We start from the raw sequence: 26,498 nt of genomic DNA, 5'->3' as shown, positions 1-26,498 counted from the left end.
GCAAGTCTTGCCAGTTACAACCATTTTTCAGTTGATAAAAGATGCCATCCAAGATTTCGCGCTTGCTCCAGTTAGAAGGTCTTGTTTGCTTCTTCGGCGGTAGGATCTTAGGTAGTAAAGGTTCTATTATTTTCCACTCTTCGTCGGTGAGGCTGCTCTGGTACGGCATGGCATCTGCATTATGTTTTTGCCTTAACGTTACTTCCTTCCAGGGAAAGATGTCAAATGGGTTCTATATAACTTAGGAAACATATTCTTAAATTACATTTACCTCCCCTGGGGGAGATATTAGCCAAAATTGTTGTGACAGACTACTAACTACCTTCTCAAGTTAATTTTGTAAAAACTTACAAGGGAGCAATATGAATTTAGGAGATAGGTTTAAGGATTTAGTTGGAGGTCTGGGTAGAGGACGCGATGGTGATGATGACAATCGCCGACGCAAATATCGCGACGATGACGATGAGCGTAGATCTAGATACCGCGATAATGACGATGATGACGATCGCCGACGCAAATACCGCGACGATGACGATGACGATGATGATGATGACGATTAATCTAGAACCCTAACTAGATAGAGCAAAACTTATAATTTACGGCTGTATAACTGTTAAATTAGAGAAAAGTTCTCAGCAACAGTAGTTATACGGCTTTTTCATTGCTTTTACGAGCCGTAATGTAACTATATGACTTAAATTCATGACAAATTTACCCGATCGCGATCGACTAATTCGATATCATATTTTGGTATCGGGCAAAGTACAAGGAGTTGGGTATCGAATGTCAGTCCTACAAGCAGCCAAGAGACTCCACCTCAATGGGTGGGTACAAAATCTGCCTGATGGTAGAGTAGAAGCTATTTTTGAAGGGAATATGAGTGATGTTGAGCAGATGCTTGGCTGGTGTCGCCGAGGCAACTCAATTGCTGTTGTCCAAGATATTGGAGTCAAGCAAGAAACCCCAGAAGGTATACAAAGCTTTGAGATACGCCGTTAGTGCTGTATTAGAGGTTGATTGCGTTAAGATAGAATTCCGAAAATATTCAATCAAAACCCCATATTTTTTTCATGTATTTAAAATTTTTATATTTTGCTAATCTCTAAAATAATAGTATTGCGATCGCACTTTACCCAAAAGCTAGGAATTACCCACCATGCAGGATCACTTATCTAATACTCATATTGAAAATTCTCATACTTTGATTACTCCCGAACAAATTAGGAAAATATTGCCTATAAGCGATGAACTAGAAAAAAGTATTTTGAAATTTAGGCAAGAAATTGAGAAGATTTTAGAATTTCAAGATAACAGAAAATTTATAGTAGTGGGTCCATGCTCTATACACGATACAAAAGCTGCTGAAGAATACGCCCGCAAGCTCAAAAGTTTAGGTGAAAAAGTTGAAGATAAACTCTTACTAATCATGAGAGTTTACTTTGAAAAGCCTCGTACAACAGTTGGGTGGAAAGGATTGATCAACGATCCTGATATGGATGATTCTTTTCAAATCGAAAAGGGGTTGTTGACTGCGCGGAGATTGCTAATAAAACTTGCAGAATTAGGGTTGCCTACAGCTACTGAGGCTCTCGATCCAATTATACCTCAGTACATTGGCGAACTAATTTCTTGGTCAGCGATTGGAGCGCGGACTACTGAGTCTCAAACTCACCGAGAAATGGCAAGCGGGTTGTCTATGCCTGTAGGTTTTAAAAATGGTACAGATGGCAGTATTAAAGTTGCTTTAAATGCTTTAGAATCGGCTAAAACTCCACACAATTTTCTAGGGATAAACCACAAAGGGCAAGTAAGTAGTTTCAAAACTAAAGGCAATGCCTATGGTCACATTATCTTACGTGGTGGTGGCAGCAAGCCTAATTTTGAAGCAGAGAGTGTTAAAGAGGCGGAAGAAAAATTAAAGCAAGCAAATTTACCACCTAGAATTGTGATTGATTGCAGTCATGGCAATTCAAACAAAGATTACAAATTACAAGGTGGAGTTTTTGAGAACGTAATTCAGCAAGTTATAGAAGGGAATACTTCTATAGTTGGTATGATGTTAGAGTCCAATTTATATGAAGGAAGTCAATCTATTCCTAACGATTTAGAACAGTTAAAATATGGGGTTTCAGTAACAGATAAGTGCATCAATTGGGCAGAAACCGAACGAATTATTTTGTCTGCTTACGAGCAAATGAAGTAGATACTTATATAGATGCGATCGTACCATTGCGGCGGCGATCGCCTGCACCCGTAATAATGCCTTCAAACTCCATTGCTGTATGCACTCCACCAAAAAACATATTTTGTTGATTCCATAAAATTAGGCGATCGCTTTGAATATTTGCTACTTCTTTGCCTAATCCTGGTTCTACATTTAATACGTTATTTTCCCAGTGAATGCGAGGACTATTTACAGCCAAATCTACGGGCATTTTAAAGTCAATTATATTAGATATTACCTGCAAAATTGCTGTTCTAATTCGGTTGGAACCACCAGAACCTAGAGCAATTTCTGGCTGATTATTTTTGAGTACAATAGTAGGAGACATCATCGAAGAAATTCTGACATTTTCTTGCCATTGATAAAATCCGTGAGGATTCAAATCTTCTTCTCCTAGCATATTATTCATCATTACGCCTGTACCAGGAATTACATAACCACAACCTTCGCCGTGAGAAGTGGTGGTACTTGCAGCATTACCTTCAGCATCAATAACACTAATATGGGTAGTGCTTCCCCACTTATTTATAGACTTGCTTAATTGCTGCTTGTATTCATTAATATGCTCGGCAGATAGAAAACTTTCTTCAACATTTTTTTGATAAATATTACTATCATATTTATCTTTCCTAGCGATATTAGTCAGCCGCATTACTTCTATGAGGATTTGCAAATGCTCAGAACTACCAAATTCAATATTAGTCAAATCAATCTTTGCTAGTAATTCCAAAGCAAAAGCAATTAATATACCTCCAGAACTAGGAGATGGATTAGTTAATAGCAGATTATTTCTGTAATTTATTACTAATGGTTTTCGCTCGATAACTTGATAATTTTTGAAATCTTCTAAAGTTAAATATCCGCCATATTCTTGACAATCTTTTACTAATTTATCAGCGATTTCACCTTGATAAAATTTTTCTACACCTGCCTCTACTAAATAAGCTAAAGTATCAGCAAAATTCCTCATAAAAAAGGTTTCACCAGTTTTAAGCAATTGCCCATTTGGTGCATATACATTTTTCATTTCTGGTGAAGCAAATATAATTGGTTCGAGAATACTTGCTGAGTAGTGTTGAAAATTCTCTAGTTTTACACCATTTTTTGCATAGTGAATTGCAGGTTCTGCAACAACTTTGAAAGGCAATCTACCCAATTTCTGATGTACGTGAGAAATACCGCCAATATTTCCCGGTACAGCCATCGAACCCAAGCCAATATGAAACTCTTGAACCGCATCACCAAAATTAATGTCAACAGGATAAAAATTAGGATTAGTTTGCAGTTTTTTGGAACCGGGAGTTTGAGAAAAAAAGTCAAATAAAATATTATCGTTGTTTTGAGTATGAGCTAATAAAAAGCCCCCACCCGCCGCCGAAGTAAGGGTAGACTCCGTTACAAAGGATGCTAAAACTGCCGCCACCGCCGCATCAAAAGCATTACCGCCTAGCTGCAACATTTCAATTCCTGCGGCAGCAGTTTTTTGATTGCCAGCCGCAATTGTACCGTGAGTAGGTTTGAGCATTTTCTCTTAAGATCGCAAACTACTAACAAACTTATCTAACCTGTCCATGCCTTTCTCAACGGAGGTCATGTCAGTAGCATAAGATAAGCGGATATGGTCATCTGCACCAAAAGCTACCCCAGGAATTGCCGCCACTTGTTGAGTGTCCAATAGTGCTTTGCAAAATTCTAAAGAAGTTAATCCAGTTTTGCTGACATTAACGAACATATAGAATGCCCCATCAGGTTTAGCACAAGTCAGTTCAGGAATATCGTTCAGGAGGTTCAACATTACCTTACGCCGTTCGGCAAAAGCTTGACGCATTTGTTCGACACAATCTTGAGAACTTTGCAGCGCACAAATAGCTCCATACTGAGCAAAGGTACATACATTTGAAGTGCTATGTCCTTGAATTGTGCTGATAGCCTTGATTATTTCCGTCGATCCTGCCAAGTAGCCAATCCGCCAACCAGTCATAGAGTAGGCTTTAGCAAATCCACTGCTAATTAAAGTGCGATCGCCTATTTCTTTACCCAAGGAGGCAATACTGATATGTTCTGCCCCATCGTAGATAATTTTCTCGTAAATTTCATCAGAAACAACTAAAATATCTCGTTTTACGACAACTTCCGCGATCGCCTCAATTTCGGACGGCGTATAAACAACCCCTGTAGGGTTAGAAGGGGAATTAAGGACGAGTAACTTAGTTTTGGGTGTAATTGCTAAATCTAACTGTTCTGGAGTAATTTTGTAGTCAGTAGCCGCCGTATTGACAATAACTGGCGTACCCGCCGCTAGTTTAACCATTTCTGGATAACTCAGCCAGTAAGGAGAGGGGATAATTACTTCATCTCCTGCCTCTATCAACGCCATCATGAGGTTATATAAACTATGTTTACCTCCGTTAGTGACAATGATATTTTCCGCCTGGTAGTCGCGATTATTGTCTATTTTCAACTTTTGAGCGATCGCTTTTCTCAGGGCAAGTTCTCCCGCCGCCGCGCCATACCTAGTTTTACCTTCATCTAAGGCTTGTTTTGCTGCCTCTTTAATGTGTTTTGGGGTGTCAAAATCTGGTTCCCCGGCGCTGAAATTATAAACCTCAATTCCTTCAGCCTTCATCGCCTTGGCTTTGGCGGCGATTGCTAAAGTTATTGACGGCGTTACCTCACCTACTCTTGCTGCCAGCTTCATATCTACTACATTTGTGGCTTATTTCTAATCTATTAGGATAGCCCAGAGTTGTTATCAGAATTTGTGTTCTTTACTGCGGTAACTCGTGAAAGTGCGAGCATTATAATTGAATCCTTGGCAAAAAATGACAATAATTGCCATACTACAGTACCGCCAGCGAGTATTTTCGGCAATTAGTGCGCGCCGATCAAAAACGTCAAGCGAATGAACGTCTAGAAGCCTTATTGCTGGAAGGTTTAGAATCTGGAACTGCCACCTCAATGAGCGATAGAGATTGGCAAGAGGTGCGAGCGGCAGTTGCCAAGCGCACTGGATCGATTTAGTCGTAATGAACGAGGTAAATAAAAAACCACAAGCTATCAACGATTTGCTTGCGCTTGCAACATACATTGCAGAAGATAATTTAGATATTAGCGCTCGCTTTCTTGCTGCCGCAGAAGAAACATTTAAACAAATAGCTAAAATGCTAGAAATGGGAAAAATCTGCCAATTTACTCATCCTAAGCTGGTTAATGTCCGACAGCAAGGTATTAAAGGATTTAAAAATTATCTTGTGTTTTACCGTTTAGTTGATTCAAAAGTCGAAATTATCCGAGTGATTCATGGCGCACGAGAGATATCCGCCATCTTAGGAGAGAACTTAGAGGAAGATGACTAAATATGCGATCGCCCTGTTTTGACGCTCTATTAAAAAGTAGGCTGCTCAAAGTATTTAGAATACAAGTGTAGATAAAACAATAAATTGTTTTTCTATATATGCAATATGTTCTATTTTCATTCTTAAATCTTTAATTTTAAGGCGATCGCCTAATCCACAAATAAGATTACGGTCAATCTGAGTAGAAATTGTAATTTCAACCACCGCCGCAAGTCTATGTGTATTTGTTTAACTAAGTTTTTCTACTAACTGCTCTACTCGTTCTTTGACTTGATCGCGTACTCGGCGAAATGTCTCTACTGGTTGCCCTTCAGGATCGTCTAGTTGCCAATCTTGGAATACTTCTCTAAGTACCCATTCTTCGGGTAAATTTACGCCACAACCACACAAAGAAATTACCGCGTCGTAGTCTTCGGCTTTAAAGCCACTTAATGGCTTAGAAGTCTGACTGCTAATATCAATTCCAATTTCGGACATAATATCTACAGTTTTGGGATCTACATGACTTGCTTCTAAGCCAGAACTTGCAACGGCTACTTTTCCTTCTCCCAAGGTACGCGCAAATCCTTCTGCCATTTGGGAACGGCGAGAATTTTTCTTACAGACAAACATGATTTTTTTCATAGTTTTGAGGTAGTGAGTTCTAAGGCTTTATTTGTTGCTTCTTTGCGTTCGCTATAACGGTCTGTCAGATAATCGGTTTGGTCGCGTAGCAGCATAGTAAATTTGTATAATTCCTCCATCACGTCAATTACGCGATCGCGATAGGCTGAATCTTTCATCGTTCCATCTTCGTTAAACTCCTGGTATGCCTTGGCTACAGAGGACTGATTGGGAATTGTAAACATCCGCATCCATCTACCCAATAGCCGCATCGTATTTACAGCATTAAATGACTGCGAACCCCCACTTACTTGCATAACGGCTAAAGTTCGCCCTTGAGTTGGTCTAACAGCGCCCATCGCTAAAGGAATCCAGTCTATTTGATTTTTTAAAATGCCTGTAATATTGCCGTGCATTTCTGGAGATGTCCAAACTTGTCCTTCAGACCACAAACTCAACTCGCGTAACTCTTGTACTTTGGGGTGTGTCGCTTCTACACTTCCCTGTATCGGTAATTCGCGGGGGTCAAAAAATCGTGTTTCTGCGCCAAACTCCGTAATAATCTTTGCGGCTTCTTCTGCCAAAAGGCGGCTATAAGAACGATCGCGTAAAGAACCGTATAAAAACAAAATCTTTGGTTTATGAGTGATAGACATCCTGAAATCCTTGAGAAAGTAGCCGATAAACTCCCACCGCAAGCTGTGCGCCTAAAATGGGTGCAAACCAATAAACCCATTGGTGCTGCATATTTCCCCCTACTAAAGCGGGTGCAAGACTCCGCACGGGGTTCATACTTGCGCCAGTAATAGGTCCCATAAACGCGGCTTCTAGCCCTACAGTTAAGCCAATCGCCAAGCCTGCAAAACCAATGTGGGCACGGCGGTCGAGTCCCGAACCTAGAATAATCAACATCAAAATAAATGTTAAAACTGTCTCCAGAATCAAAGACTGCAACCAGTTGTCATTTAGCGGTAAAGTTGCCCCTAATTTGGCAATATTTCCCAAACTCAGGAGTAATAAAGTTGAAGCTGCGATCGCACCTACACATTGCGCCAATATATAAGGCAGCACTCGCACTGTTGGAAATACCCCACTTGTCCAAAAAGCTAGAGTTACAGAGGGGTTAAAATGAGCGCCGCTTAAATGCCCCATGCTATAAATCAACGCCCCTACCACTGCCCCAAATACAAAGCTAATGCCTAAATGAGTCACTGCACCGTTACTGATGGAGTTTGTCATTACAGCGCCCGTACCTGCAAACACTAAGATAAATGTACCTATACCTTCGGCTAACGCTTCCCGCCAGCAATTAGTAAAACATATCTGGAAAGGAAGTTTGATGCCGTGCTTAAGCATGGGCGCAACTCATTTCAATAAAAATTGATTTGAGCTTATGATATTTCAATAAAAATTGATTTGTCAAGTACAAGGTATATCTTGGCAATTACGCGCAGGCAATAATTGACTAAAACGGCGGTATTCAGATAAATATTGTTCTAAAGCAACAAATTGAACCAAATTGAGACGGTAATAAATCCAGCGTCCCTCTTGACGAGAGTTGATTAAATCAGCATCCTTGAGGGTTTTGAGGTGAAAAGAAAGTTTAGAACCAGTTACATCTAAAGCATCGGAAAGTTCGCATACACAAAGTTCTTGCTTTTTGAGCAGTTCTATAATCGCAATCCGCAAGGGATCGCTAAGGGCATGAAATCCAGAAATAATCGTTGGTTGAATTTCTGAGTAAATCTCTCGCATCAAATTTTCTTGAAATGTAATTAGTAAGTATCCTCTATTCTAGTTTCATCTAGAACGCGATAATAAATAAACCTCTTTCTCTTTACTTATGTTTTTCCGCCCCGCTATTGATGCAATGACAAGCTACACTCCTGGCGAACAACCAAAACCAGGAACGCCGATTATCAAACTCAACACTAATGAAAACCCTTATCTACCTTCTCCGCAAGCAATTGAAGTATTACGCAATTTAGATATCGAATGGCTGCGACGTTATCCTGACCCCTACGCGCGAGAATTTTGCCATGCGGTAAGTGAAGCGTTGGGAGTACCGTCAGATTGGGTAATTTTTGGCAATGGTAGCGACGATCTGCTTAATATGCTAGTACGGGCGTGTTCTGAGGGAGGAAGTCGCACTTGCGTATACCCAACCCCTACTTATGTGTTGTACCGCACTCTAGCAACCATGCAGCCTGCGGAGGTTGTAGAAATTCCTTACTCTGAAGGTTTTAAGTTACCAATTGACAAATTGGTTGCAGCAAAGGGGGCAATTACATTTATAGCGTCTCCTAATAGTCCCTCTGGTCATTGCGTACCTTTAGAAGATTTGCATCAACTTGCAAGCCAGTTATCGGGCGTATTAGTAATTGATGAGGCTTATGTTGATTTTGCTGAGTATTCCGCGTTGGCTTTGGTGCAAGAATTTGAGAATATTATTGTACTGAGAACTTTATCTAAAGGCTATTCTTTGGCTGGGTTGCGTTTGGGATTTGGGATTGCTAACCCTAAATTACTATCAGGGTTGTTCAAGGTTAAAGATAGTTATAACGTAGATGCGATCGCGCAATTAGTAGGTACTGCTGCAATGCGCGATCAAACATATAAAAATACCTGCGCTCAAAAGGTAAAAGTATCGAGAGCAAAGTTAACTGTAGATTTAAGAAAGTTAGGGTTTACAGTCAGAGATTCTCACGGTAATTTTGTCCTAGCTACTCCAACAAATTCCGCCGAGGATCTTTATCTGTCATTAAAGCAGCGAGGTATTTTAGTGCGGTATTTCAATCAACCAGGATTACAAGACAAGCTGCGGATTACAGTAGGAAATGACGAGCAAAATCAGCTATTAATTGAGGCTTTATCGACAATATAGTCGTTTAATAGTGTGTAGCTTTCGTACGCTATTGATAATAATTTTCAGAGATTAAAACAGCCCTTTTTAGCGGTTTGGTTTCGACTCTCGCTTAAAGGTAAATTGTAATGTAAGGTTATAATGCGATCGCATTTACTCTAAATTCAACCAATCTTCAACCGTCACACCTACAACTCTTAGCATATCTGAATCATTAGAAACAAGAATCAATCTTTTCACTATGGCGGTAGCCGCTATCAATACATCCGCATCTTGGATAGGTGTACCCTTGTGTTTTAAATCTGCATAAATTTCTGAGGCTTTCTCCATAATTCGTAAATCGTCTAACAATACAACTTTATACGTTTTATGCAACTCATCAAAGTCAGACAACTGCCTTGCAGCATTTGTATATAATAATCCTCTTTTAATTTCATAATAAGTCATGCAACTTATAAACGCTTCTTTTCTCTGAGTCCCTATCTCCCTCAACTTATTTCTTACCTTTGGATTCCTTTTTAATATAGCTGTAACTATATTAGTATCCATCAAATAGTTCATGCTTGCTATCTACCTTCAACGGCTTCATCAAACATTTTCATTTGTTCTGGAGTCAAGTCATTTAAAGTTCCCGAAACTGCTTCAAGAGTCAAAATGTTATCAATTCTGTGAGTCAAATCTTCATCTTCAATTGTTACAAACTCCTCCAGCGAAAACTGTTTAAACAAGTCTACTAAATCTGGAATTATCTCATCTTTATCTAGTTTCTCTTGGTAAAAATTGTTGCTATTTATTAAATTCTTAACTATTTGTGATATCCGAACCAAAAATACATCTTTCTCCTGGGAAACTTCGTACATAAAATCCTCCAAGTTTTTTATTTATACAACTACTCTATCAACTCTGCTTACAAAGGTTTGTAGCCAATAAAAAAGGTGGGCGATAAATGCCCACCTTTTACAATCAATAACGAAGTATTAGCCTAGTAAAGACTTTGCTTTAGCTACTACATTATCTACAGTGAATCCAAACTTCTCCATGCAAACAGGGCCAGGAGCGGAAGCACCAAAAGTATCAATACCAATCGCAATTCCTTCATCGCCAACATAACGACACCAGCCAAAAGTAACGCCTGCTTCAACAGATATGCGCTTCTTCACAGCTTTAGGCAATACAGATTCGCGGTAAGCTTCGTCTTGGTCTTGGAAAATCTCCCAACAAACCATGGAAACTACTCGGACTTTCTTGCCTTCGCCGCGTAACTGTTCTGCCGCTTTGACGCAAAGTTGAGTTTCGCTACCTGTACCCATCAAAATAACATCGGGCGTACTATCGCTATCTGATAGAATGTATGCACCTTTTTCCACACCGTCAATTGAGGTATTAGGTAAATTGGGTTGAGCTAGACGAGACAAGGCAATAACTGTTGGACGGGTTTTGTTGCCGAATTTCTTGCCTCTAGCTGCTTTAATAGCTACTTTATAAGCTCCAGAAGTTTCGTTACCATCCGCCGGACGCATTACCAATAAGTCAGGAATCATTCGCAGCGAGTTTACGTGTTCAATTGGTTGGTGAGTGGGACCATCTTCACCTAACTGAATTGAGTCATGAGTCATGACATAAATTACACCAGATTCCGACAAAGCAGATAAGCGAATTGCTGCCCGCATATAGTCAGTGAAGACTAAGAACGTTGCACAGTAAGGAATTAAACCCGAACCATCCAACGCTAAACCATTACAAATAGCACCCATACCATGTTCGCGTACCCCAAAACGGAGGTTGCGATTTTGGTATTGCCCTTTCTGGTAATCTCCTGCGCCTTTAATCAACGTATTGTTAGAAGAAGCCAAATCTGCCGAACCACCAATTAATTCAGGTAAAATTCCAGATAAAGCATTTAGAGTTCTACCTGATTGGACGCGAGTAGCTTCGGCTTTGTCTTCAGGAGTGTATTTAGGTAAAACCGATTCCCAACCTTCGGGAAGTTCCGCTTCGTGCATCCGCTCTAAAGTAGCTGCTTCTTGAGGATATTGCTGTTTGTAACGAGCATATAATTGATTCCAATCTTCCTCATACTTAGCTCCGCGCTCAATTGCTTTGCGCCAGTGCTGCATCGCATCTTCAGGAATTTCAAATGGCTCATAGTTCCAACCCAAGCTTTCCCTTGTTGCTTGTACTTCTGCCGCGCCTAGAGCCGCACCATGAGCTTCGTAGCTATCAGCTTTATTGGGCGAACCATAACCAATAGTTGTGCGGACTTTAATCATTGTCGGCTTATCAGTTACAGATTTGGCAGTTTCAATTGCCTGATGAATGGCATCAATATTAGTGTTACCGTCTTCTACAACCAAAACGTGCCAGCCATAAGCTTCGTAACGCTTACCTACGTCTTCTGTAAAAGCTAAGTCGGTAGAGCCTTCAATGGAGATGTGGTTGTCATCGTAGAGAGCAATTAATTTGCCTAGTCCCAAGTGTCCGGCTAAGGAGCAAGCTTCACTAGCTACGCCTTCCATATTGCACCCGTCACCCATGATTACATAGGTGTAATGGTCGATGATGGGAAAATCAGGTTTATTGAAAGTAGCAGCTAAGTGAGCCTCCGCCATCGCAACCCCGACACCATTAGCAACTCCTTGTCCCAAGGGTCCAGTAGTAATTTCTACCCCAGGATTCATAAAGTTTTCTGGGTGTCCGGGGGTTTTTGATTCCCATTGGCGGAACTGTTTGATATCGTCGAGAGTCAGGTCTTCGTAGCCTGTGAGGTAAAGCAGGGCGTACTGTAGCATACTGCCATGACCTGCCGACAATAAAAAGCGATCGCGATTTAGCCAAGCGGGATTTTTGGGGTTGAACCGCATAAAGCGATCCCACAAGACAAAGGACATAGGAGCCGCGCCCATTGGCAGCCCTGGGTGTCCAGATTTTGCTTTTTCAACAGCATCAATCGCTAGAAAGCGAATCGAATTAATACAAAGTTCTTCGAGGGATTGGGTTGCAACAGCCATAGTTTCTTAATTATGAATGACGGGTTAGCAAGCAGATATTTGGAATGACACTTAAATGCTATAGATTTTCCTACGCACATATTACCGATCATCCCATCAGGTGGGTTGACGGACAAGCCTTGTTTTTTTAGAGTGAATTATTCTTGTTTGAATAAGCGATATTCCCCAACAATTTTTTAGCTTGAAGCAGTGCGATCGCACTCTAAACGTACTTTTTGAATACCAAGGTGACATTGTGACCGCCAAAACCAAAGGAATTGGATAAGGCAACATCAACTTGCAAGGCGCGACTGTGATTGGGAACGTAATCTAGATCGCATTCGGGATCGGGATTTTCTAGGTTAATTGTTGGCGGAATTTTGTCATTAGCGATCGCCATTACCGTGGCTACGGCTTCAATCCCACCAGAACCACCCAAAAGATGCCCGGTCATGGACTTAGTAGAGCTAATTGCTATTTTGTAAGCCGTATCTCCGAGAGCTTTTTTAATTGCCGCAGTTTCCGTTGGGTCGTTAGCGCCCGTACTTGTGCCGTGAGCGTTGATGTAACTTACTTGCTCTGGACTAATACCCGCATCTTTCATCGCCAACGCAATGGCTCTAGTTGCCCCTTCGCCCCCTGGAACTGGGGAAGTCATGTGGTAGGCATCGCAGGTTAGACCATAGCCGATAATTTCAGCATAAATCCGCGCGCCACGACTAAGGGCGTGTCCGAGTTCTTCTAAAAGGAGAATACCCGCACCTTCGCCCATCACAAAGCCATCGCGATCGCGATCGAAAGGGCGACTAGCACGAGTTGGCTCGTCATTGCGTGTAGACAGCGCTCTGGCGGCGGCAAATCCGGCAAAGGGTAATGGTGAAACAGCAGCTTCTGTACCACCGCAAATCATTGCCTGGGCGTAGCCTTGTTGAATTAGGCGAAAAGCATCACCTACAGCATTAGAACCCGCCGCACAAGCTGTTACTGGGCAAGAGTTCGGCCCTTTTGCTCCGGTATGAATTGCTGTCAATCCAGCAGCCATGTTAGCAATCATCATCGGCACCATAAACGGGCTACAGCGATCAGGTCCCCGATTCAAATAAATCGTTTGCTGATCTTCTAATACTTTGATGCCACCAATACCCGTACCAATTATTGTCCCGACTTGAGGGGCGTTCAGTTCGTTGATTTCAAACCGTGCGTCTTGAATCGCTTGTAAGCTTGCTGCCACTGCAAACTGAGCAAACCTGTCCATCCGTTTAGCTTCTTTGCTGTCTATGTAGTCTTGGGGATTGAAGCCCTTAACTTCGCCAGCAATGCGGCATTTATGCTTAGAGGCATCAAACAAGGTAATAGGCACAATTCCACTGCGTCCTGCTAACAATCCTTGCCAGTAATCTTGGGGATTGTTACCTAGCGGTGTAATCGCACCGACACCCGTTACCACCACTCGTTTCAAATCAAAATCTGCCATAGGTCGTTAAAGTAGCGCGATTACTCACCCATAACTCGGAAAAATTGTCTTAATATTTCGGGTTTGGAGTTTTGGGCGGTGGCGGTTTGTTAAAGTAGTAATAGATGCTGCTACTCAAACTACATCGCTTTGATTCGCCGAGGAGTCTACCGCTTCACCCGAAAGCTTTTACTTTTTAAGCTGAAGTAGCAACTTTGTTGCTAATGTAGTCTACAGCTTGTTGAACTGTGGTAATTTGTTCTGCTGCCTCGTCAGGAATTTCTACATCAAATTCTTCTTCTAGAGCCATAACTAATTCGACGGTATCTAGAGAGTCAGCGTTCAAGTCGTCAGCAAAGTTGGCGCTCGGCGTGACGCTATCGGGTTCGACACTCAACTGCTCGGTGACGATGTTTTTAACTTTAGCAAAAATTTCTGATTCATTCATACTTCAACGTCCTTAGCGATTAACTAATCAATTGCTTGATGGCTCTAACAAGTTTTGAGCATACTTATCTTATCGTAAAGGCGCGATCGCATAGCTTGATGAAAGGTTCGATTTTCTAAGTGTTCATAATTGGCAACAAGATTTTTAGACTGTTTTTGAGCAAACACAAGTAACATTAATGCTTGCAGCCTCTGCGATCGCTATTTCAATTTTTTTCTCGCCAATCCTACTCAATATGCTTGCTCAAACTTTAAAATATGCTTATTTTCCTGGCTGCGTCGCTCAAGGCGCTTGCCGGGAGCTTTATCAATCTACTCAAGCTCTAACTCAAGCTTTGGGAATAGAACTTGTTGAGCTTAAAAAAGCTGCCTGCTGTGGTTCTGGCACTTTTAAAGAAGATTCTCAATTGTTGGAAGATACTGTTAACGCCCGCAATATTGCTTTGGCGGAAGAATTAAGCTTGCCTCTACTTACTCATTGCAGCACTTGCCAAGGCGTTATTGGTCATGTTGACGAGCGCTTAAAACAAGCAGCGCAAAAAGATGCCAATTACTTAGAAAAAGTTAACGGCTTACTTGTCAAAGAAGGCTGTTCCCCTTACCAAGGAAGCACGCAAGTAAAACATCTCTTGTACGCTTTAGTCACTGATTATGGCTTGGAGGAAATTCAGCGCAAAGTTACAAAAAGCTTACAAGGGCTGAAGTGTGCGGCATTTTATGGGTGTTATTTATTGCGCGCTCAGTCATCTATGCCTTACGAAGACCCAATTAGACCCAAAGCAATGGAAGATGTATTTAGAACCATAGGCGCAACCCCAGTTTATTATCGCGGTAGAACTCAGTGCTGCGGCTGGCCATTGGCTAGTTACGCGACTACCGAATCATTCAAAATGGCAGGAATGCACATCACTGAAGCCCTAGCAGAGGGGGCTGATTGTATGGTTACACCTTGCCCGTTGTGCCATCTTAATCTTGATTCTCGCCAGCCGGAAGTAGAAAAAGTAATCGGCAAAAAGCTCGGATTGCCCGTGCTACACTTGTCCCAGTTAATTGCTTTAGCACTTGGTATCCGACCAGAACAGCTAGGGTTAGAGCGGCATGTAGTTTCAACTAAACCAGTTTTAGAAAAGTTAGGGATAGCATAGGGAGTTTTAGGCAAAATACAATACTTAGAGGTTGCAAAACGCTTTTTTAATAGTGAAGCTTAAGTTTTAGATCATAGGAGAGAGCGCCCCTACTTGTCCCTGTTGGTTTACTCTGAAGAAAATAGCCAACTTATGTTGAGTTCAAGACTTTATAGATGGTCAAAACTTAAATAAATAAATGGCAGTAGGTAGAGGAATGCTAAAAATATTTTGATAAAAACAGAATGCGTAAAAACTGAGCAATATAATAATATTTGTCGGTCAGTAGCATTTACCTAGGCTAATTTAAAGTAACCCATTCTTGCCAAAACTTTATTACAGTATTTGCCTCGATAATTAGTTGCTCTCGATGCGGTTGCATATTCAAAATTTTAAGGAAAGTTGCTAGACTTAACTTTTTGAAAAGTTTTAAGTTAGATAATATGCAAAGAAGTTGGACGAGCGATCGCTGCTACTAAATGACTAATTATTAATAAATTTTATGGAAAGTACAATACTCCGGGGACGCTATAAAATTACCAAACTTCTAGGGCGTGGTGGTTTTGGAGAAACTTATTTAGCTGAAGATGGCGATCGCCCTGGTAATCCAATTTGTGTAGTTAAACAATTACAGCCTAATTCTAATGCTCCTCATGTATTAAAAGCTGCACAAAGATTATTTAATAACGAAGCAGAAATATTATACAAACTAGGTAATCACGAACAAATACCACAGCTTTTAGCTCACTTTGAAGAAGATAACCAATTTTATCTAGTTCAAGAATTTATCGACGGACATGACTTAAGCGAAGAAATTAATCCTAGTCAGCGATGGAGAGAAGAACAAATAATTGCCTTCTTAAAGGATGTACTAATAATTTTAAAGTTCGTTCATCAAGAAAATGTTATTCACCGGGATATTAAACCATCTAATTTAATTAGGCGTAGGCGAGACGGCAAAATTTTCTTAATTGACTTTGGCGTAGTTAAAGAAATCCAGTTACCAACTACTGCACAATCTAACACTTACCCCACAATTTCTGTAGGAACTCCGGGCTATGTACCCAACGAACAATTAGGCGGAAAACCCCGTTTTAGCAGCGATATTTATGCTTTGGGTATTACTGCAATTCAGGCGCTGACGAGGTTGTATCCAGAACAAATTACCGAAAACGTTCAAACTGGAGAAATTCTATGGCGACACCAAGCCCAAGTTAGCGATCGCCTAGCCACTATTTTAGACAAAATGGTGAAATCTCATTTTCGCGATCGCTATCAATTTGTCGATGAGGTATTGGAAGACTTACAAAAGGTTCACTTCAATTCTCAAGATACTTTTGTGCCAACTACTACGAAAAATCAGTTGCCTACTACTAATTTTTTCGTGCCTAGAAATCCACGTCAAGAGCCAACTACAAATAATAGTAACTCTAAGTTATCAAAGTATAAACCCATAAGTTTACCTGTGATTATTGGTTTGATTGCAGCGACAGCAGGGGCAACTTTGTATTTATCTCGCTCTTTATTTCCGCTCCAGCAAGCGGCTCAAACAAGCGCCGCTAAAGTAACACCGATACAGTCTATACCGCCTCAAACTCTCCAATCTAAACCATCACAGCCGACTACAACGCCATCACTTCCAGCAGATCCTCCAGTAATGCGATCGCCTACAACGCCAGTAAATGCACCAATTCCAAAAGCTTCCTTACGCCCAGTGACTCCGACACTGCCTACAACTTCAACCCTTCCCAAAATTTCATCGCCAGTAATTACTACTACAAAAATTAGTCCCCCAACGAAAACAGCAACGCCAACAGCTACTCCTGTACCTTTAGAACAAACCACAGAGCCGATTCCGCTCACGGAAGTTCAATGCTCAACTACAAGTGCTGATGCAAATAACCAGTCCTTCATTGAATCACTCAAAAACTTGACTATTGGTAAAGCAACGGTAACAGCTATAGCTGAACTTGCTAGTCAAAATTCTAATAATCCTACAAATAGTCAAATCAAAGCTGATATACCTGCGGGAGTAAATTGCTTGCTCAATCCTCGCGATGCAAATAACCAATTTAATACTTTAAAGTTGGCGTTTGGTATCAACGATACAAATAAATATTTAAGCGATGGTAGTGCTGGAACTACAGTGAGATTAACTATTTATCTTGATAAAAAAAATATTGGTTCAAAAGAAGTATCCAAAGGAGAAATAAAAACCTGGGGATTAAATATTGCCGATGTCCAAAATGTAGCTTTAGAAGCAGAATGTATAAAAACTACTAATGTCCCCAAAGTTTGTCCTGCCCTTGTATTTACGCAAGTAGACTTAAATTAACTATGGGTGGATTTACAGCTTAATATACGCAGTAAAATAGCCGTTAAGTAACGATTAATTACTCAACGGCTTGTTATCTAGCAGTTAAATATAACTGCTAATAATTAAGACTACGTTAGTTATTGGATGTAGCAGGCTGTTCTTGAGGAGAACTTTGATTATTTGCCTCAGAACTAGGTAATATTTCTTGCTTATCCTCCCCTAAGCTAATTTTTACAACTTTGTGTCTAGCTTCTTGAGCTTTGGGTAAGGTAAGTCTTAAAATACCATCTTTGAACTCTGCCTGCACTTGGTCGTTTTCTACAGCAACAGGGAGAGGAATTGTGCGCTGAAAGCTACCGTAACGCAACTCTGTGCGGAAAAAGCCTTGTTCTTGAGCTTTGTTTTCGTAGCGATGTTCGCCACTAATAGCTACTGCTTCTCGCGCGACTTGGATATCTAAGTCTTTCGCTTCAACTCCAGGGATTTCTGCACGTAAGACTAGGCTATCTTCCCGATCTTGAATCTCAATTGCAGGTGTCCAATTTGTAGAAGATTGGCGGTTGAGTCCTGCTAGTTCATCAAACATTCGATCCATTTGACTGCGTAATGATTCCATTTCTGCAAAAGGTTGCCAACGTACTAATCGCATAAGTCAATTTACCTCTATTAATGTTCTACAAACAACAGATGGATGTTTACTTAAAGTGCGATAAGAGATACATCGAGCCGGGATAGAAGTTCTTAAAACTATTAGGCTTGATGTCTCTTGCCTTTGACTTTATATTGACTTATTTGAATGTTTGAATAGGTTGGGTAAACTCTACCAAATAAGTAGTATTTTGCGGAAATCTGTAATTGCTTTTCACTTAGCTGGTTTGGCAAGTAGTTGAGATTTCGAGCGATATCAAACTGTTGGCGTGTCTAAACAAACAACAGCAGGAAGATTTCAAATCCCCATTGCCGCTCGTTGCTATAAATCGTTTACTCTAGTATCGGTTTCTCTTTGCCAGCTTTAGTTATGTACGCACTTCGATAAACTTACGCTGATTGTTTTTGATTTACATCGATAACTGCAATTTAAACAGGTACGGTAATTACTACCAAAAAGGTAGTAGTTTACAAATACTTACAATTATTTTTCACCAATTCGCTTCTGCAATTGTTTGAGAACTTGATACATTTCTGGCAGCCGATTGTAAACGGCGGCAGCTTTGACGTAAAGTTTATGACCAACGGCTGGAGAACCAGAAACGATCGCGCCAGGCTCGACATCGCCGTGGATTCCGGCTTTGGCAGACGCGATCGCTCCATTCCCAATTTTGGCTTGATTGGCAATACCTACTTGACCCGCCAAAATTACGCGATCGCCTATTTTTACTCCCCCAGCCAAACCGACTTGCGCGGCGATCGCGCAGTTTGCACCGATTTGGCAGCCATGACCGATATGAACTAAGTTATCGAGTTTTGTTTGCTTACCAATTCGCGTTTCACCGACGGCGGGGCGATCGATCGTGCTATTACAGCCAACTTCGACCCCATCTTCTAAAACCGCGATCCCTGATTGTTCCATTTTGTACCAACCCGTAGCGATAGGAACAAAACCAAAGCCTTCTGCCCCAATAACTGCGCCGCTATGAATTACGCAATCAGAGCCGATTTGAGCGCGTTCGCTAATTGTACAGTTGGCGTGTAAGGTGGTGCGGCTGCTGATATGTACTTGGGGATAAATGACAACATTGGAGTGAATGCAAACGCGATCGCCTATATGTACGTCAGCTTCAATTACAGCATGAGCGCCAATATAAACATCTTTGCCTATTTGAGCCGTGGGATGAATGACGGCGGTGGGATGAATAGCAGGTGTTGGGCGGTAAGGTTGGTAAAATAAAGTGATCGCTTTGGCAAATAGCAGTCTTGGCTCTGATGTACCAATCCAAGCTATACCTCGTTCTCGTGCTTGATTTTGCAAGTTTGTATCTAAAGGTAAAATTAAGGCATTAGCGCTAGTAGTTGCTACTTGAGAGGCAAATTTTGCTCCTTCTATATAACTAAGCGTGTTGGTAGTAGCTTCGTCTATAGCAGCAATTCCAGTAAGTTCGACATCATTATTATCTGGCAGGCTGCTATTAGTAACACTGTCGCCTAATTTTTGGACTATTTCGCTAAATTTCATATCTTCCCTTTAAAGTAGTTCAATATTATTGAACCCCTTAGCACCGGGATTAGCAACGCAGTTAAGCACGAAGATAATTTAAGAGTCAAGATTACCGATTGATTGTCCCGCTATCCACGCTGTTGTCCAAGCACTTTGAAAGTTGAAGCCACCAGTAACGCCGTCAATATCTAAAATTTCTCCAGCAAAATACAAGCCTGGTGTAATGCGGCTTTCCATTGTTTTGAAGTTGATTTGCTTGAGAGTGACACCACCGCAGGTGACAAATTCTTCTTTAAAAGCTCCTTTACCGCTAATTTGATAAGCGCCTTGGGTAAGTTCTTGAATTATTTGGTTTAAGCTTTTGTTGGATAGTTCCGCCCAACGTTCTTCTGTTCCTACACCTGCACGAGCGACTATATACTGCCAAAGACGATGAGGTAAGTCAATACCACGGTGCAAAGTAATCGCCTTTTTAGGATTTTCTGATTTTACTAGCAGTAGTTTTGCTCTCAATTTTTCGCTATTGTAGTGGGGTTGCCAATTAATCACTAAAGTTGCTTGATATTTGGAGTCATGCAGTATTCTCGCACCCCAGGCTGAGAGTTTGAGTACCGCAGGACCGCTTAAACCCCAGTGGGTAATTAGTAGTGGTGCTGTTTGTTCTAGAGTTTTTTTATCTAACGATAGCCTTAACTTGACTGGATTAGCGCTAATTCCAGCTAATTCTTTTAAGTGCTTGTCAATAATATTAAACGTAAACAGTGAAGGTACGGGTGGTTCAATAGTATGACCCAAAGCTTGGGCAATTTGATAGCCTAATGGATTGCTCCCAGTAGCTAGTAGAATGCGATCGCATTTCAACGTCTCCCCAGTTTTTAGTTCAACTTCAAACCCTGATGCTGCCTTGACAACGGAGACAACAGTTGTACCAGTCTGTAATTCTACTCCAGCAGACTTTGCGGCGGTTGTTAAGCAATCAATAATTGTTTCTGAGCTATCGGTAATCGGAAACATTCTGCCATCGGGTTCAGATTTTAGCTTTACGCCTTGGCTTGCAAACCATTGAACAGTATCTGTAGCTTGAAAGCGACTAAAAGCGCCGCGCAAAGCTTTTTCACCTCTAGGATAATTTTGAACCAATCCCATCGGATCGAAGCAAGCATGAGTAACGTTGCAACGTCCTCCACCAGATACGCGGACTTTGGCTAAAGGCTGGCGACTAGCTTCTAATAAAGTAACTTGGGGATGGGGATGAGATTTCGCACAAGCAACAGCACCAAAAAAGCCTGCTGCACCACCCCCAATTACTACGACTCGTAACGGTTGCATCAAATTCTTAAGTTTTTTACAGTTCCAGCCTAACTAATTTATAGAATTGCACCACTCCAAACCTCCAGGAAGATTTGTTGAATTAATAAGTTGATATTGTTACTATCAACTACATTTTTCACCACAGCAAATCCATTTTCTGCTACAGCTTGTTTCAAAACCGATTTATTCAAGCTCATTAACTATTTAGATTATTTATCCATAAGTTGTGGCACAAACTACTTATGCCACAACTTATGGATCAGCTAATATCTTTTTTTTGATCTACAACCCTTGTTGAGTCGGTTCAGATCCACTATTCACATCAGCCTGTGGAGACTGCAAAATTGAGGTTTCGTAAGGATTAGGTAAATCTCTAGTCCGAACTACTAAACCGCTAGAACCTTGCTGTAACAGTGCATCTTTGTAAAGGATAGTAACTGCTTTGGTGTCTGCATCAATTTCATTTTCTATAAAAGAAGTCTTTAGCGAACCAATACCGATGAGAAAGTCTAGCTGTCGTAGGAAAGAACGATTTTCAAAATAATCTTTGTCGTTAGTGTAAAACACTTGCTCAAATCGATCGGCAAGGGTTTCATACTGTGAAAACTGATTGATGGGAGTAGTTTGAGTCTTTGCTGGCGAACCAACACAAACCGTAGCCAAAATGGCTAGAGCGCCTGTTAAACTTCTAAATTTTATGTCCATGATATTTCTCCTCACTTTTAGATATTTTGTTTATGGTTGCATCTAGCATCAGTGTTAGCTTATTTTTGGCTTTGCTACAACTATTAAATTTTAGTGATGACAAACCAAATTCCCAACCAGATAAATACGGAAATCTGGGCAGTTAGTGCAGACTTAACTAGCTTAAAATCGCATTTACTCGATTTATTTTGCACTCTTGCCTACCAAGAAGGTGATTTTGTGCTTTCTTCGGGGCAAAAAAGTTCTTACTACATCAATGGCAAGCAAGTAACATTGCATCCTCAAGGCGCAACTGCGATCGCTCGTTTATTATTAGCTCAGTTTCCTAGCAATACTCAAGCTGTTGCTGGGCTAACTTTGGGTGCAGATCCGATTGTTAGTGCTGTAAGTGTAGTTTCTGTCTACGAAAATCGTCCAATTCCCGCTTTGATTATCCGTAAAGAAGCAAAGGGTCATGGAACTATGGCATATATTGAAGGCTTAACTTTGCCACCAGGTACACCTGTGGTAGTGCTAGAGGATGTTGTCACTACAGGGCAATCGGCTTTAAAAGCGGTAGAAAGGCTGAAAAATGCGGGTTATGGCGTTAGCGAAGTGATGGCGCTAGTAGATAGACAACAAGGAGGAGAACAATTGTATAAATCGGCGGGTTTGAATTTTCAGTCAATTTTTACAATTACCGACATTCAAGAGCGATTTCGAGCAATGGGCAAGTAGGTAGCAGTCATAACTGCTACCTACTTACTTTTATGCTTTAACGGGTTCTTTTGCCAAGAATTTTTCTAATTCTGTCAGTGCATCGGCATCTACTTTAGTCTGCATTGGGCAGAACTTAGGACCGCACATCGAGCAAAATTCCGCAGTTTTATAGATGTCTGCGGGCAAAGTTTCGTCGTGGTATTCCTTAGCACGTTCTGGGTCTAGAGATAGTTCAAATTGGCGATTCCAATCGAAGTTGTAACGAGCTTTTGACAATTCGTCATCTCTATCTCTAGCACCTGGTCTGTGACGGGCAATATCGGCGGCGTGGGCGGCGATTTTGTAGGCAATCAATCCATTCCTCACATCTTCGGCGTTCGGTAGCCCTAGATGCTCTTTAGGGGTCACATAGCACAACATTGCCGTGCCATACCAACCTGCCATTGCTGCCCCAATTGCGGAGGTAATGTGGTCGTAGCCAGGAGCAATATCTGTAACTAAGGGTCCCAAAACATAAAAAGGTGCTTCGGAACACTCCTCCATCTGTTTTTTAACGTTAAACTCAATTTGATCCATTGGTACGTGACCGGGACCTTCGACCATGACTTGAACGTCATCTTCCCAAGCGCGGCGAGTTAGTTGTCCTAATGTTTTGAGTTCCGCTAGTTGCGCTGCATCAGAGGCATCGTGAGCGCAGCCCGGACGCAAAGAGTCGCCTAGACTAAAAGACACATCGTACTTTTTAAAGATTTCGATGATGTCGCTAAAGTGGGTGTATAGAGGATTTTGTTTATGGTGGTGCAGCATCCAACGCGCCAAAATTCCGCCGCCCCGCGATACAATTCCTGTCAGGCGATCGCGTACCAAAGGCAAATGCTCAATTAATATCCCGGCGTGAATAGTTTGATAATCTACTCCTTGCTGGGCGTGTTTTTCGATAATGTGTAGAAAGTCATCGGCGGTGAGACTCTCTTTCGTTCCGTGGACGCTCTCTAATGCCTGATATACTGGCACTGTACCAATAGGTATGGAAGAAGCTTGGATAATGGCAGTGCGAATTTCATCTAAGTTTCCGCCTCCGGTGGATAAATCCATTAGCGTATCAGCGCCGTATTTAACTGCCAAATGTAACTTAGCAACTTCCTCTGCTAAATCTGAGGAGTTGGGCGAAGCGCCGATATTAGCGTTGACTTTACACTTAGACGCAATCCCAATTGCCATGGGCTCTAAGTTGGGATGGTTGATATTTGCCGGGATAATCATTCTTCCCCGTGCTACTTCCGCCCGAATCAAATCAACAGGCAAGTTTTCGCGTTTTGCTACATACTGCATTTCTTCGGTAGCGACACCTTGACGAGCGTAGTGCATCTGTGAGACATTGCTCTGCCCCTGGCGTTTGGCAATCCATTCTGTCCGCATTATTTATTACCTCTAATTACAGCTTCCCTCCGCTGGTATTACCCAGTCTCAGGTTCTAAGGGACTATCTCAGCCTGGCTAGTCCAGACACCCCTAGCTTGATATTAAATGTTAGCATCTCCACTCTGGGGATGGCACAGGGAAAAAATTTCTTAATAGTTGAAATAATTGTAATCGGCAGTGCAGGAGTTGAACCTGCCTAACACGAATTATGAGCTCGTTGCCTCAACCGCTCGGCCAACTGCCGCAGACTACATTTTGTTGTTATCGATGTGTCTCATCGATCTTGGAATGGTAGAGCTTTTACTTGCGAGTTCGCGAAGTCTCCTCCAATCGCATATATTATCATAACAAAAGCTTTGTTATTTCTTTACTAGATTTTTCTTACAAATATATTTTGCACAATGAAATTAAATTTAACGGCGGTCTTAACGTTGGTATTGTTGACCTTAATGGTGGGTTCGGGCTATGTAAGTTCCATGTTTGCTTATGGGATTGGACACGAAGCCCTAAAAAGCGTAAATAAGCCCGATGCTCGCCCAGCAACTAAAATCAAAGTCCGCAAACCAACTTCGCAAAAAGAGGGTGCGGTAGTTATGTTAAAAGAGCAAGATATTCTCAACACTGTCAAAGCTCGAATTTCTGGCAAAGGTAAGAAGGCTAGACCGCAAAAAGTCCGCCAAACTACTCAAAGTAATAGCCTACCGCCAAAAGCTCAGTTGGTAGCAGCTAAAGAAACTCCTCAACCAGGCTTTCCAATTAGCAATACAAACCAAGATGTGACTTTAAGTGTCACCTCCGCTCGGTATTCCGGTGGAGCGCTGGTATTAAAGTTAGATTTTAAAAATAAAGGTGATAAAACTGTACGCTTTTTGTATAGTTTCATGGATATAACTGACGATCGCGGACGAGCTTTAAGTGCCAATACCGAAGGCTTACCAGAGGAATTACCACCCGATGGAAACAATACGGGGACAATTAGCATTCCTACAGCTTTACTTGATGATGTGAAAAATTTATCATTACAGCTTACCGACTATCCAGATCAACAATTACAGTTGCAAGTTGCAAATATTCCCGTTGCTGCGTCTACACGTTAAAGGAACTTTATAGTGAGTTTGGGCAGAATTTTTGTCATGGCAACCAATGTGTTTCGAGAAGTAATTCGCGATCGCATTTTGTACATTATTGGTTTTTATGCCTTGCTAATGGTAGTTGTCATGCAGCTACTTCCCCAAATAGCTGCTAGTACCGAAGATAAAATCTTTCTAGATTTTGGACTCGCTGCAATGAATATCTTGGGCTTGATTGTGGCAGTGTTTGTAGGTACGGGGCTAGTTAGCAAAGAAATTGAAAAACGCACGGTGTTATCTTTGATTGCTAAACCTATTAGTCGCGCCGAATTTATTATTGCCAAGCATTTAGGTTTATCTAGCGTTTTAGCCTTGCTTGTGGCGGTGATGACGGTAATTTATTTAGCTCTATTGCAATTTCAAGGCATTACTTACTCACTGCTTAGTATTTTGCTGGCGGCGGTATTTCTATTTTTGCAGCTAAGTTTGATTACCGCTTTTGCTTTGGCTTTGGGAGTGTTTACAAGTTCGGTACTAGCAACGCTGCTGACTTTTGCGGTGTATTTGATGGGAAATTTTAGCCAAGACTTAGTTAATATTGGGCGGATTAGTAAAAATCCTGGCTTTGAGCGCTTAACTCAGACCTTGTACTTAATTTTGCCTGACTTATCGCGCTTGGACTTAAAAAATCAGGCAGTTTATGGGATGGAATTATTACCAAATTCCCTCACGCTTCTAGCTAATGCTGCTTATGGTGTGGTTTACATTGTCTTGATTTTAGCGATCGCTATTTTAGTCTTCGCCCGTCGCGAATTTTAAAAATTAACTAAGCTTGCATCTAAATTAACAAGGTGTTATTTTATAACTTATGTTCGATATAAAATATAGTGATCGGAGATAATTGTAGATATTAAGTCTATTGCTCCGTATGCCGAAGATTGTTGACCGCGACCAGTACCGCCAAGAACTGCTGATGAAAAGTTTTGACCTATTTGCTCAAAAAAGCTATAGTTCAATTACCATGAGGCAGTTAGCACAAGGGATAGGGGTTTCTACAGGAACTCTGTATCACTATTTTCCTAGCAAAGAAGCTTTATTTTTACAGTTGGTTGAAGAACTAGAACACCAAAACGTATTGCAATTTCTAGCGGAGGCAGGAAATCCACCAACTCTAAAAGAACGAGTTGCTTGCTTGTTTAAGTTTGTGGCTAAAAATGAAGATCATATTGGCAAGCAATCTTTGCTGTGGATTGATTTTCATCAACAACAAGCTTGGTCTGATGTATCGATTAAACAGAAGCTTAGAGAAGTGGACGAACAAACCATTGCAGAGTTTGCAAGCTACCTACAAATCTCTCCAAGGGCGCTTGTTGATTTTGTCTTAAATTCGCTTTATGGCTTATTATTGCGGCGGTTATTTGGCGAAGAAACGATTTCCTATGTAGAACAAGGGGCATTGGTAAGCGAAATGTTATCTAAGTATGTAGGGGAAGAAACATGAAAGATGCAAAACTTCTTCCCATCCCTGGAAACAAAAAGTTAATTGGGTTAGTTGTAGCGGCTATAGCTGCTACAACTGTGATCGCTTATTATGGCATTTCTCAGTCAGGATTATTGACGCAATCGTCTCAAGAGCTAGGGCAACCGCATAAAAAATATAGCGTAGGCTAGGGTAAAGTAAAGCAAGTAGAAACAGAGTTAATGAGTCAGACAATTGATGCAAGCATACTGACCCATTTTGCCAGCCGAGAAGAAATACGTGA

The 26,498-nt window shown here is 41.2% G+C and carries 31 protein-coding genes, 1 tRNA gene and 1 riboswitch; of the genes, 13 read left to right on the top strand and 19 right to left on the bottom strand.

Annotated elements, in window-relative coordinates; translation table 11 throughout:
* On the bottom strand, positions 1 to 169 hold a 169-nt coding region (locus AC2VE5_RS15900; RefSeq protein ID WP_486887409.1), incomplete at its 3' end, for a transposase.
* 193 nt (positions 170 to 362) lie between these two features.
* Here AC2VE5_RS15900 and AC2VE5_RS15895 point away from each other — a divergent pair.
* From AC2VE5_RS15895 to AC2VE5_RS15885, 3 genes are all read left to right on the top strand, one after another.
* On the top strand, positions 363 to 560 hold the full coding sequence (locus tag AC2VE5_RS15895) for a hypothetical protein (RefSeq protein WP_486888710.1): 198 nt from the start codon (positions 363 to 365) through the stop codon (positions 558 to 560).
* Positions 561 to 702: 142 nt separating this feature from the next.
* Positions 703 to 999 (top strand): acylphosphatase, encoded by a 297-nt coding sequence (locus AC2VE5_RS15890; protein ID WP_486888709.1) that lies wholly within the window; start codon positions 703 to 705, stop codon positions 997 to 999.
* Positions 1,000 to 1,156: 157 nt separating this feature from the next.
* Complete coding sequence (locus AC2VE5_RS15885) at positions 1,157 to 2,203, top strand: 3-deoxy-7-phosphoheptulonate synthase (RefSeq protein WP_486888708.1); 1,047 nt, start codon at positions 1,157 to 1,159, stop codon at positions 2,201 to 2,203.
* 4 nt (positions 2,204 to 2,207) lie between these two features.
* On the opposite strand, the gene ggt is transcribed toward AC2VE5_RS15885, so the two are convergent.
* The gene (ggt, locus tag AC2VE5_RS15880; protein ID WP_486888706.1) at positions 2,208 to 3,749 is read right to left on the bottom strand and encodes a gamma-glutamyltransferase; all 1,542 of its coding nucleotides are present in this window, start codon (positions 3,747 to 3,749) and stop codon (positions 2,208 to 2,210) included.
* 6 nt (positions 3,750 to 3,755) lie between these two features.
* Positions 3,756 to 4,922 carry a pyridoxal phosphate-dependent aminotransferase gene (locus tag AC2VE5_RS15875; protein WP_486888705.1) on the bottom strand — a complete coding sequence of 389 codons (1,167 nt, stop codon included), beginning with the start codon at positions 4,920 to 4,922 and terminating at the stop codon, positions 3,756 to 3,758.
* A 134-nt stretch (positions 4,923 to 5,056) separates the two neighbouring features.
* On the opposite strand from AC2VE5_RS15875, the gene AC2VE5_RS15870 reads away from it, so the two are divergent.
* Entirely contained in the window at positions 5,057 to 5,245 is a 189-nt protein-coding gene (locus AC2VE5_RS15870; RefSeq protein ID WP_486888704.1) for a type II toxin-antitoxin system ParD family antitoxin, read from the top strand.
* A gap of 5 nt (positions 5,246 to 5,250) precedes the next feature.
* The gene (locus AC2VE5_RS15865) at positions 5,251 to 5,580 is read left to right on the top strand and encodes a type II toxin-antitoxin system RelE/ParE family toxin (protein ID WP_486888703.1); all 330 of its coding nucleotides are present in this window, start codon (positions 5,251 to 5,253) and stop codon (positions 5,578 to 5,580) included.
* Between the two features lie 228 nt (positions 5,581 to 5,808).
* On the opposite strand, the gene arsC is transcribed toward AC2VE5_RS15865, so the two are convergent.
* The 4 genes from arsC to AC2VE5_RS15845 all read right to left on the bottom strand — a co-directional run bounded on the left by arsC (position 5,809) and on the right by AC2VE5_RS15845 (position 7,938).
* Entirely contained in the window at positions 5,809 to 6,204 is a 396-nt protein-coding gene (gene arsC, locus AC2VE5_RS15860) for an arsenate reductase, glutathione/glutaredoxin type (protein ID WP_486888702.1), read from the bottom strand.
* Positions 6,201 to 6,839 carry an arsenical resistance protein ArsH gene (gene arsH, locus AC2VE5_RS15855; RefSeq protein WP_486888701.1) on the bottom strand — a complete coding sequence of 213 codons (639 nt, stop codon included), beginning with the start codon at positions 6,837 to 6,839 and terminating at the stop codon, positions 6,201 to 6,203. The genes arsC and arsH overlap by 4 nt, the downstream gene beginning before the upstream one ends.
* On the bottom strand, positions 6,823 to 7,539 hold the full coding sequence (locus AC2VE5_RS15850) for an MIP/aquaporin family protein (protein WP_486888700.1): 717 nt from the start codon (positions 7,537 to 7,539) through the stop codon (positions 6,823 to 6,825). The genes arsH and AC2VE5_RS15850 overlap by 17 nt, the downstream gene beginning before the upstream one ends.
* A 63-nt stretch (positions 7,540 to 7,602) precedes the next feature.
* Positions 7,603 to 7,938 (bottom strand): ArsR/SmtB family transcription factor, encoded by a 336-nt coding sequence (locus AC2VE5_RS15845; RefSeq protein ID WP_486888699.1) that lies wholly within the window; start codon positions 7,936 to 7,938, stop codon positions 7,603 to 7,605.
* 88 nt (positions 7,939 to 8,026) lie between these two features.
* On the opposite strand from AC2VE5_RS15845, the gene hisC reads away from it, so the two are divergent.
* Positions 8,027 to 9,067: a histidinol-phosphate transaminase gene (gene hisC, locus AC2VE5_RS15840; protein ID WP_486888698.1), complete on the top strand. Its 1,041-nt coding sequence runs from the start codon at positions 8,027 to 8,029 to the stop codon at positions 9,065 to 9,067.
* A gap of 132 nt (positions 9,068 to 9,199) precedes the next feature.
* Here hisC and AC2VE5_RS15835 read toward each other — a convergent pair whose 3' ends face one another.
* The 5 genes from AC2VE5_RS15835 to acpP all read right to left on the bottom strand — a co-directional run bounded on the left by AC2VE5_RS15835 (position 9,200) and on the right by acpP (position 13,934).
* Complete coding sequence (locus AC2VE5_RS15835; protein WP_486888697.1) at positions 9,200 to 9,607, bottom strand: PIN domain-containing protein; 408 nt, start codon at positions 9,605 to 9,607, stop codon at positions 9,200 to 9,202.
* A gap of 5 nt (positions 9,608 to 9,612) precedes the next feature.
* Positions 9,613 to 9,906: a hypothetical protein gene (locus tag AC2VE5_RS15830; protein ID WP_486888696.1), complete on the bottom strand. Its 294-nt coding sequence runs from the start codon at positions 9,904 to 9,906 to the stop codon at positions 9,613 to 9,615.
* Between the two features lie 117 nt (positions 9,907 to 10,023).
* Positions 10,024 to 12,054 (bottom strand): transketolase, encoded by a 2,031-nt coding sequence (gene tkt, locus AC2VE5_RS15825; protein ID WP_486888695.1) that lies wholly within the window; start codon positions 12,052 to 12,054, stop codon positions 10,024 to 10,026.
* A 202-nt stretch (positions 12,055 to 12,256) separates the two neighbouring features.
* Positions 12,257 to 13,507, bottom strand: coding sequence for a beta-ketoacyl-ACP synthase II (gene fabF, locus AC2VE5_RS15820; RefSeq protein ID WP_486888694.1), 1,251 nt, complete (start codon positions 13,505 to 13,507; stop codon positions 12,257 to 12,259).
* Between the two features lie 175 nt (positions 13,508 to 13,682).
* The gene (acpP, locus tag AC2VE5_RS15815; protein WP_486888693.1) at positions 13,683 to 13,934 is read right to left on the bottom strand and encodes an acyl carrier protein; all 252 of its coding nucleotides are present in this window, start codon (positions 13,932 to 13,934) and stop codon (positions 13,683 to 13,685) included.
* Between the two features lie 235 nt (positions 13,935 to 14,169).
* On the opposite strand from acpP, the gene AC2VE5_RS15810 reads away from it, so the two are divergent.
* Together AC2VE5_RS15810 and AC2VE5_RS15805 are read left to right on the top strand one after the other, a co-directional pair.
* Positions 14,170 to 15,078 carry a CoB--CoM heterodisulfide reductase iron-sulfur subunit B family protein gene (locus tag AC2VE5_RS15810; RefSeq protein WP_486888711.1) on the top strand — a complete coding sequence of 303 codons (909 nt, stop codon included), beginning with the start codon at positions 14,170 to 14,172 and terminating at the stop codon, positions 15,076 to 15,078.
* Between the two features lie 481 nt (positions 15,079 to 15,559).
* Positions 15,560 to 17,392, top strand: a complete 1,833-nt coding sequence (locus tag AC2VE5_RS15805) for a protein kinase domain-containing protein (RefSeq protein ID WP_486888692.1) — start codon at positions 15,560 to 15,562, stop codon at positions 17,390 to 17,392.
* Positions 17,393 to 17,507: 115 nt separating this feature from the next.
* On the opposite strand, the gene AC2VE5_RS15800 is transcribed toward AC2VE5_RS15805, so the two are convergent.
* The 5 genes from AC2VE5_RS15800 to AC2VE5_RS15780 all read right to left on the bottom strand — a co-directional run bounded on the left by AC2VE5_RS15800 (position 17,508) and on the right by AC2VE5_RS15780 (position 21,545).
* Positions 17,508 to 18,023 (bottom strand): Hsp20/alpha crystallin family protein, encoded by a 516-nt coding sequence (locus tag AC2VE5_RS15800; protein WP_486888691.1) that lies wholly within the window; start codon positions 18,021 to 18,023, stop codon positions 17,508 to 17,510.
* 483 nt (positions 18,024 to 18,506) lie between these two features.
* Complete coding sequence (gene lpxD, locus AC2VE5_RS15795) at positions 18,507 to 19,547, bottom strand: UDP-3-O-(3-hydroxymyristoyl)glucosamine N-acyltransferase (RefSeq protein ID WP_486888690.1); 1,041 nt, start codon at positions 19,545 to 19,547, stop codon at positions 18,507 to 18,509.
* Between the two features lie 78 nt (positions 19,548 to 19,625).
* Positions 19,626 to 20,858, bottom strand: coding sequence for a BaiN/RdsA family NAD(P)/FAD-dependent oxidoreductase (locus AC2VE5_RS15790; RefSeq protein ID WP_486888689.1), 1,233 nt, complete (start codon positions 20,856 to 20,858; stop codon positions 19,626 to 19,628).
* Between the two features lie 38 nt (positions 20,859 to 20,896).
* Entirely contained in the window at positions 20,897 to 21,037 is a 141-nt protein-coding gene (locus AC2VE5_RS15785; RefSeq protein ID WP_486888688.1) for a hypothetical protein, read from the bottom strand.
* 85 nt (positions 21,038 to 21,122) lie between these two features.
* The gene (locus AC2VE5_RS15780) at positions 21,123 to 21,545 is read right to left on the bottom strand and encodes a hypothetical protein (protein ID WP_486888687.1); all 423 of its coding nucleotides are present in this window, start codon (positions 21,543 to 21,545) and stop codon (positions 21,123 to 21,125) included.
* Between the two features lie 96 nt (positions 21,546 to 21,641).
* Here AC2VE5_RS15780 and pyrE point away from each other — a divergent pair, with 96 nt between their 5' ends.
* Positions 21,642 to 22,262, top strand: coding sequence for an orotate phosphoribosyltransferase (gene pyrE / locus AC2VE5_RS15775; protein WP_486888686.1), 621 nt, complete (start codon positions 21,642 to 21,644; stop codon positions 22,260 to 22,262).
* A gap of 30 nt (positions 22,263 to 22,292) precedes the next feature.
* Here pyrE and thiC read toward each other — a convergent pair whose 3' ends face one another.
* Together thiC and AC2VE5_RS15765 are read right to left on the bottom strand one after the other, a co-directional pair.
* Positions 22,293 to 23,663 carry a phosphomethylpyrimidine synthase gene (thiC, locus tag AC2VE5_RS15770; RefSeq protein WP_486888685.1) on the bottom strand — a complete coding sequence of 457 codons (1,371 nt, stop codon included), beginning with the start codon at positions 23,661 to 23,663 and terminating at the stop codon, positions 22,293 to 22,295.
* A 7-nt stretch (positions 23,664 to 23,670) separates the two neighbouring features.
* A riboswitch (TPP riboswitch) is annotated at positions 23,671 to 23,767 on the bottom strand.
* Positions 23,768 to 23,836: 69 nt separating this feature from the next.
* Positions 23,837 to 23,909, bottom strand: a tRNA-Ile gene (locus tag AC2VE5_RS15765).
* A gap of 157 nt (positions 23,910 to 24,066) precedes the next feature.
* Between AC2VE5_RS15765 and AC2VE5_RS15760 the strand changes: the two genes are divergently transcribed.
* The 4 genes from AC2VE5_RS15760 (at position 24,067) to AC2VE5_RS15745 (ending at position 26,406) form a co-directional block, all read left to right on the top strand.
* Entirely contained in the window at positions 24,067 to 24,762 is a 696-nt protein-coding gene (locus AC2VE5_RS15760) for a hypothetical protein (protein WP_486888684.1), read from the top strand.
* A 12-nt stretch (positions 24,763 to 24,774) separates the two neighbouring features.
* Positions 24,775 to 25,554, top strand: a complete 780-nt coding sequence (locus AC2VE5_RS15755; protein WP_486888683.1) for an ABC transporter permease — start codon at positions 24,775 to 24,777, stop codon at positions 25,552 to 25,554.
* Positions 25,555 to 25,663: 109 nt separating this feature from the next.
* Positions 25,664 to 26,236, top strand: coding sequence for a TetR/AcrR family transcriptional regulator (locus AC2VE5_RS15750; RefSeq protein WP_486888682.1), 573 nt, complete (start codon positions 25,664 to 25,666; stop codon positions 26,234 to 26,236).
* Positions 26,233 to 26,406: a hypothetical protein gene (locus AC2VE5_RS15745; protein ID WP_486888681.1), complete on the top strand. Its 174-nt coding sequence runs from the start codon at positions 26,233 to 26,235 to the stop codon at positions 26,404 to 26,406. Before AC2VE5_RS15750 ends, AC2VE5_RS15745 begins: the two co-directional genes overlap by 4 nt.
* The last annotated feature ends 92 nt before the right edge of the window (positions 26,407 to 26,498 follow it).

The sequence above is a fragment of the Aliterella sp. E5.1 genome, from assembly GCF_057473825.1.
Note: the sequence above shows the minus strand (reverse complement) of the source record. Positions and strands in the feature narration are given on the sequence as shown.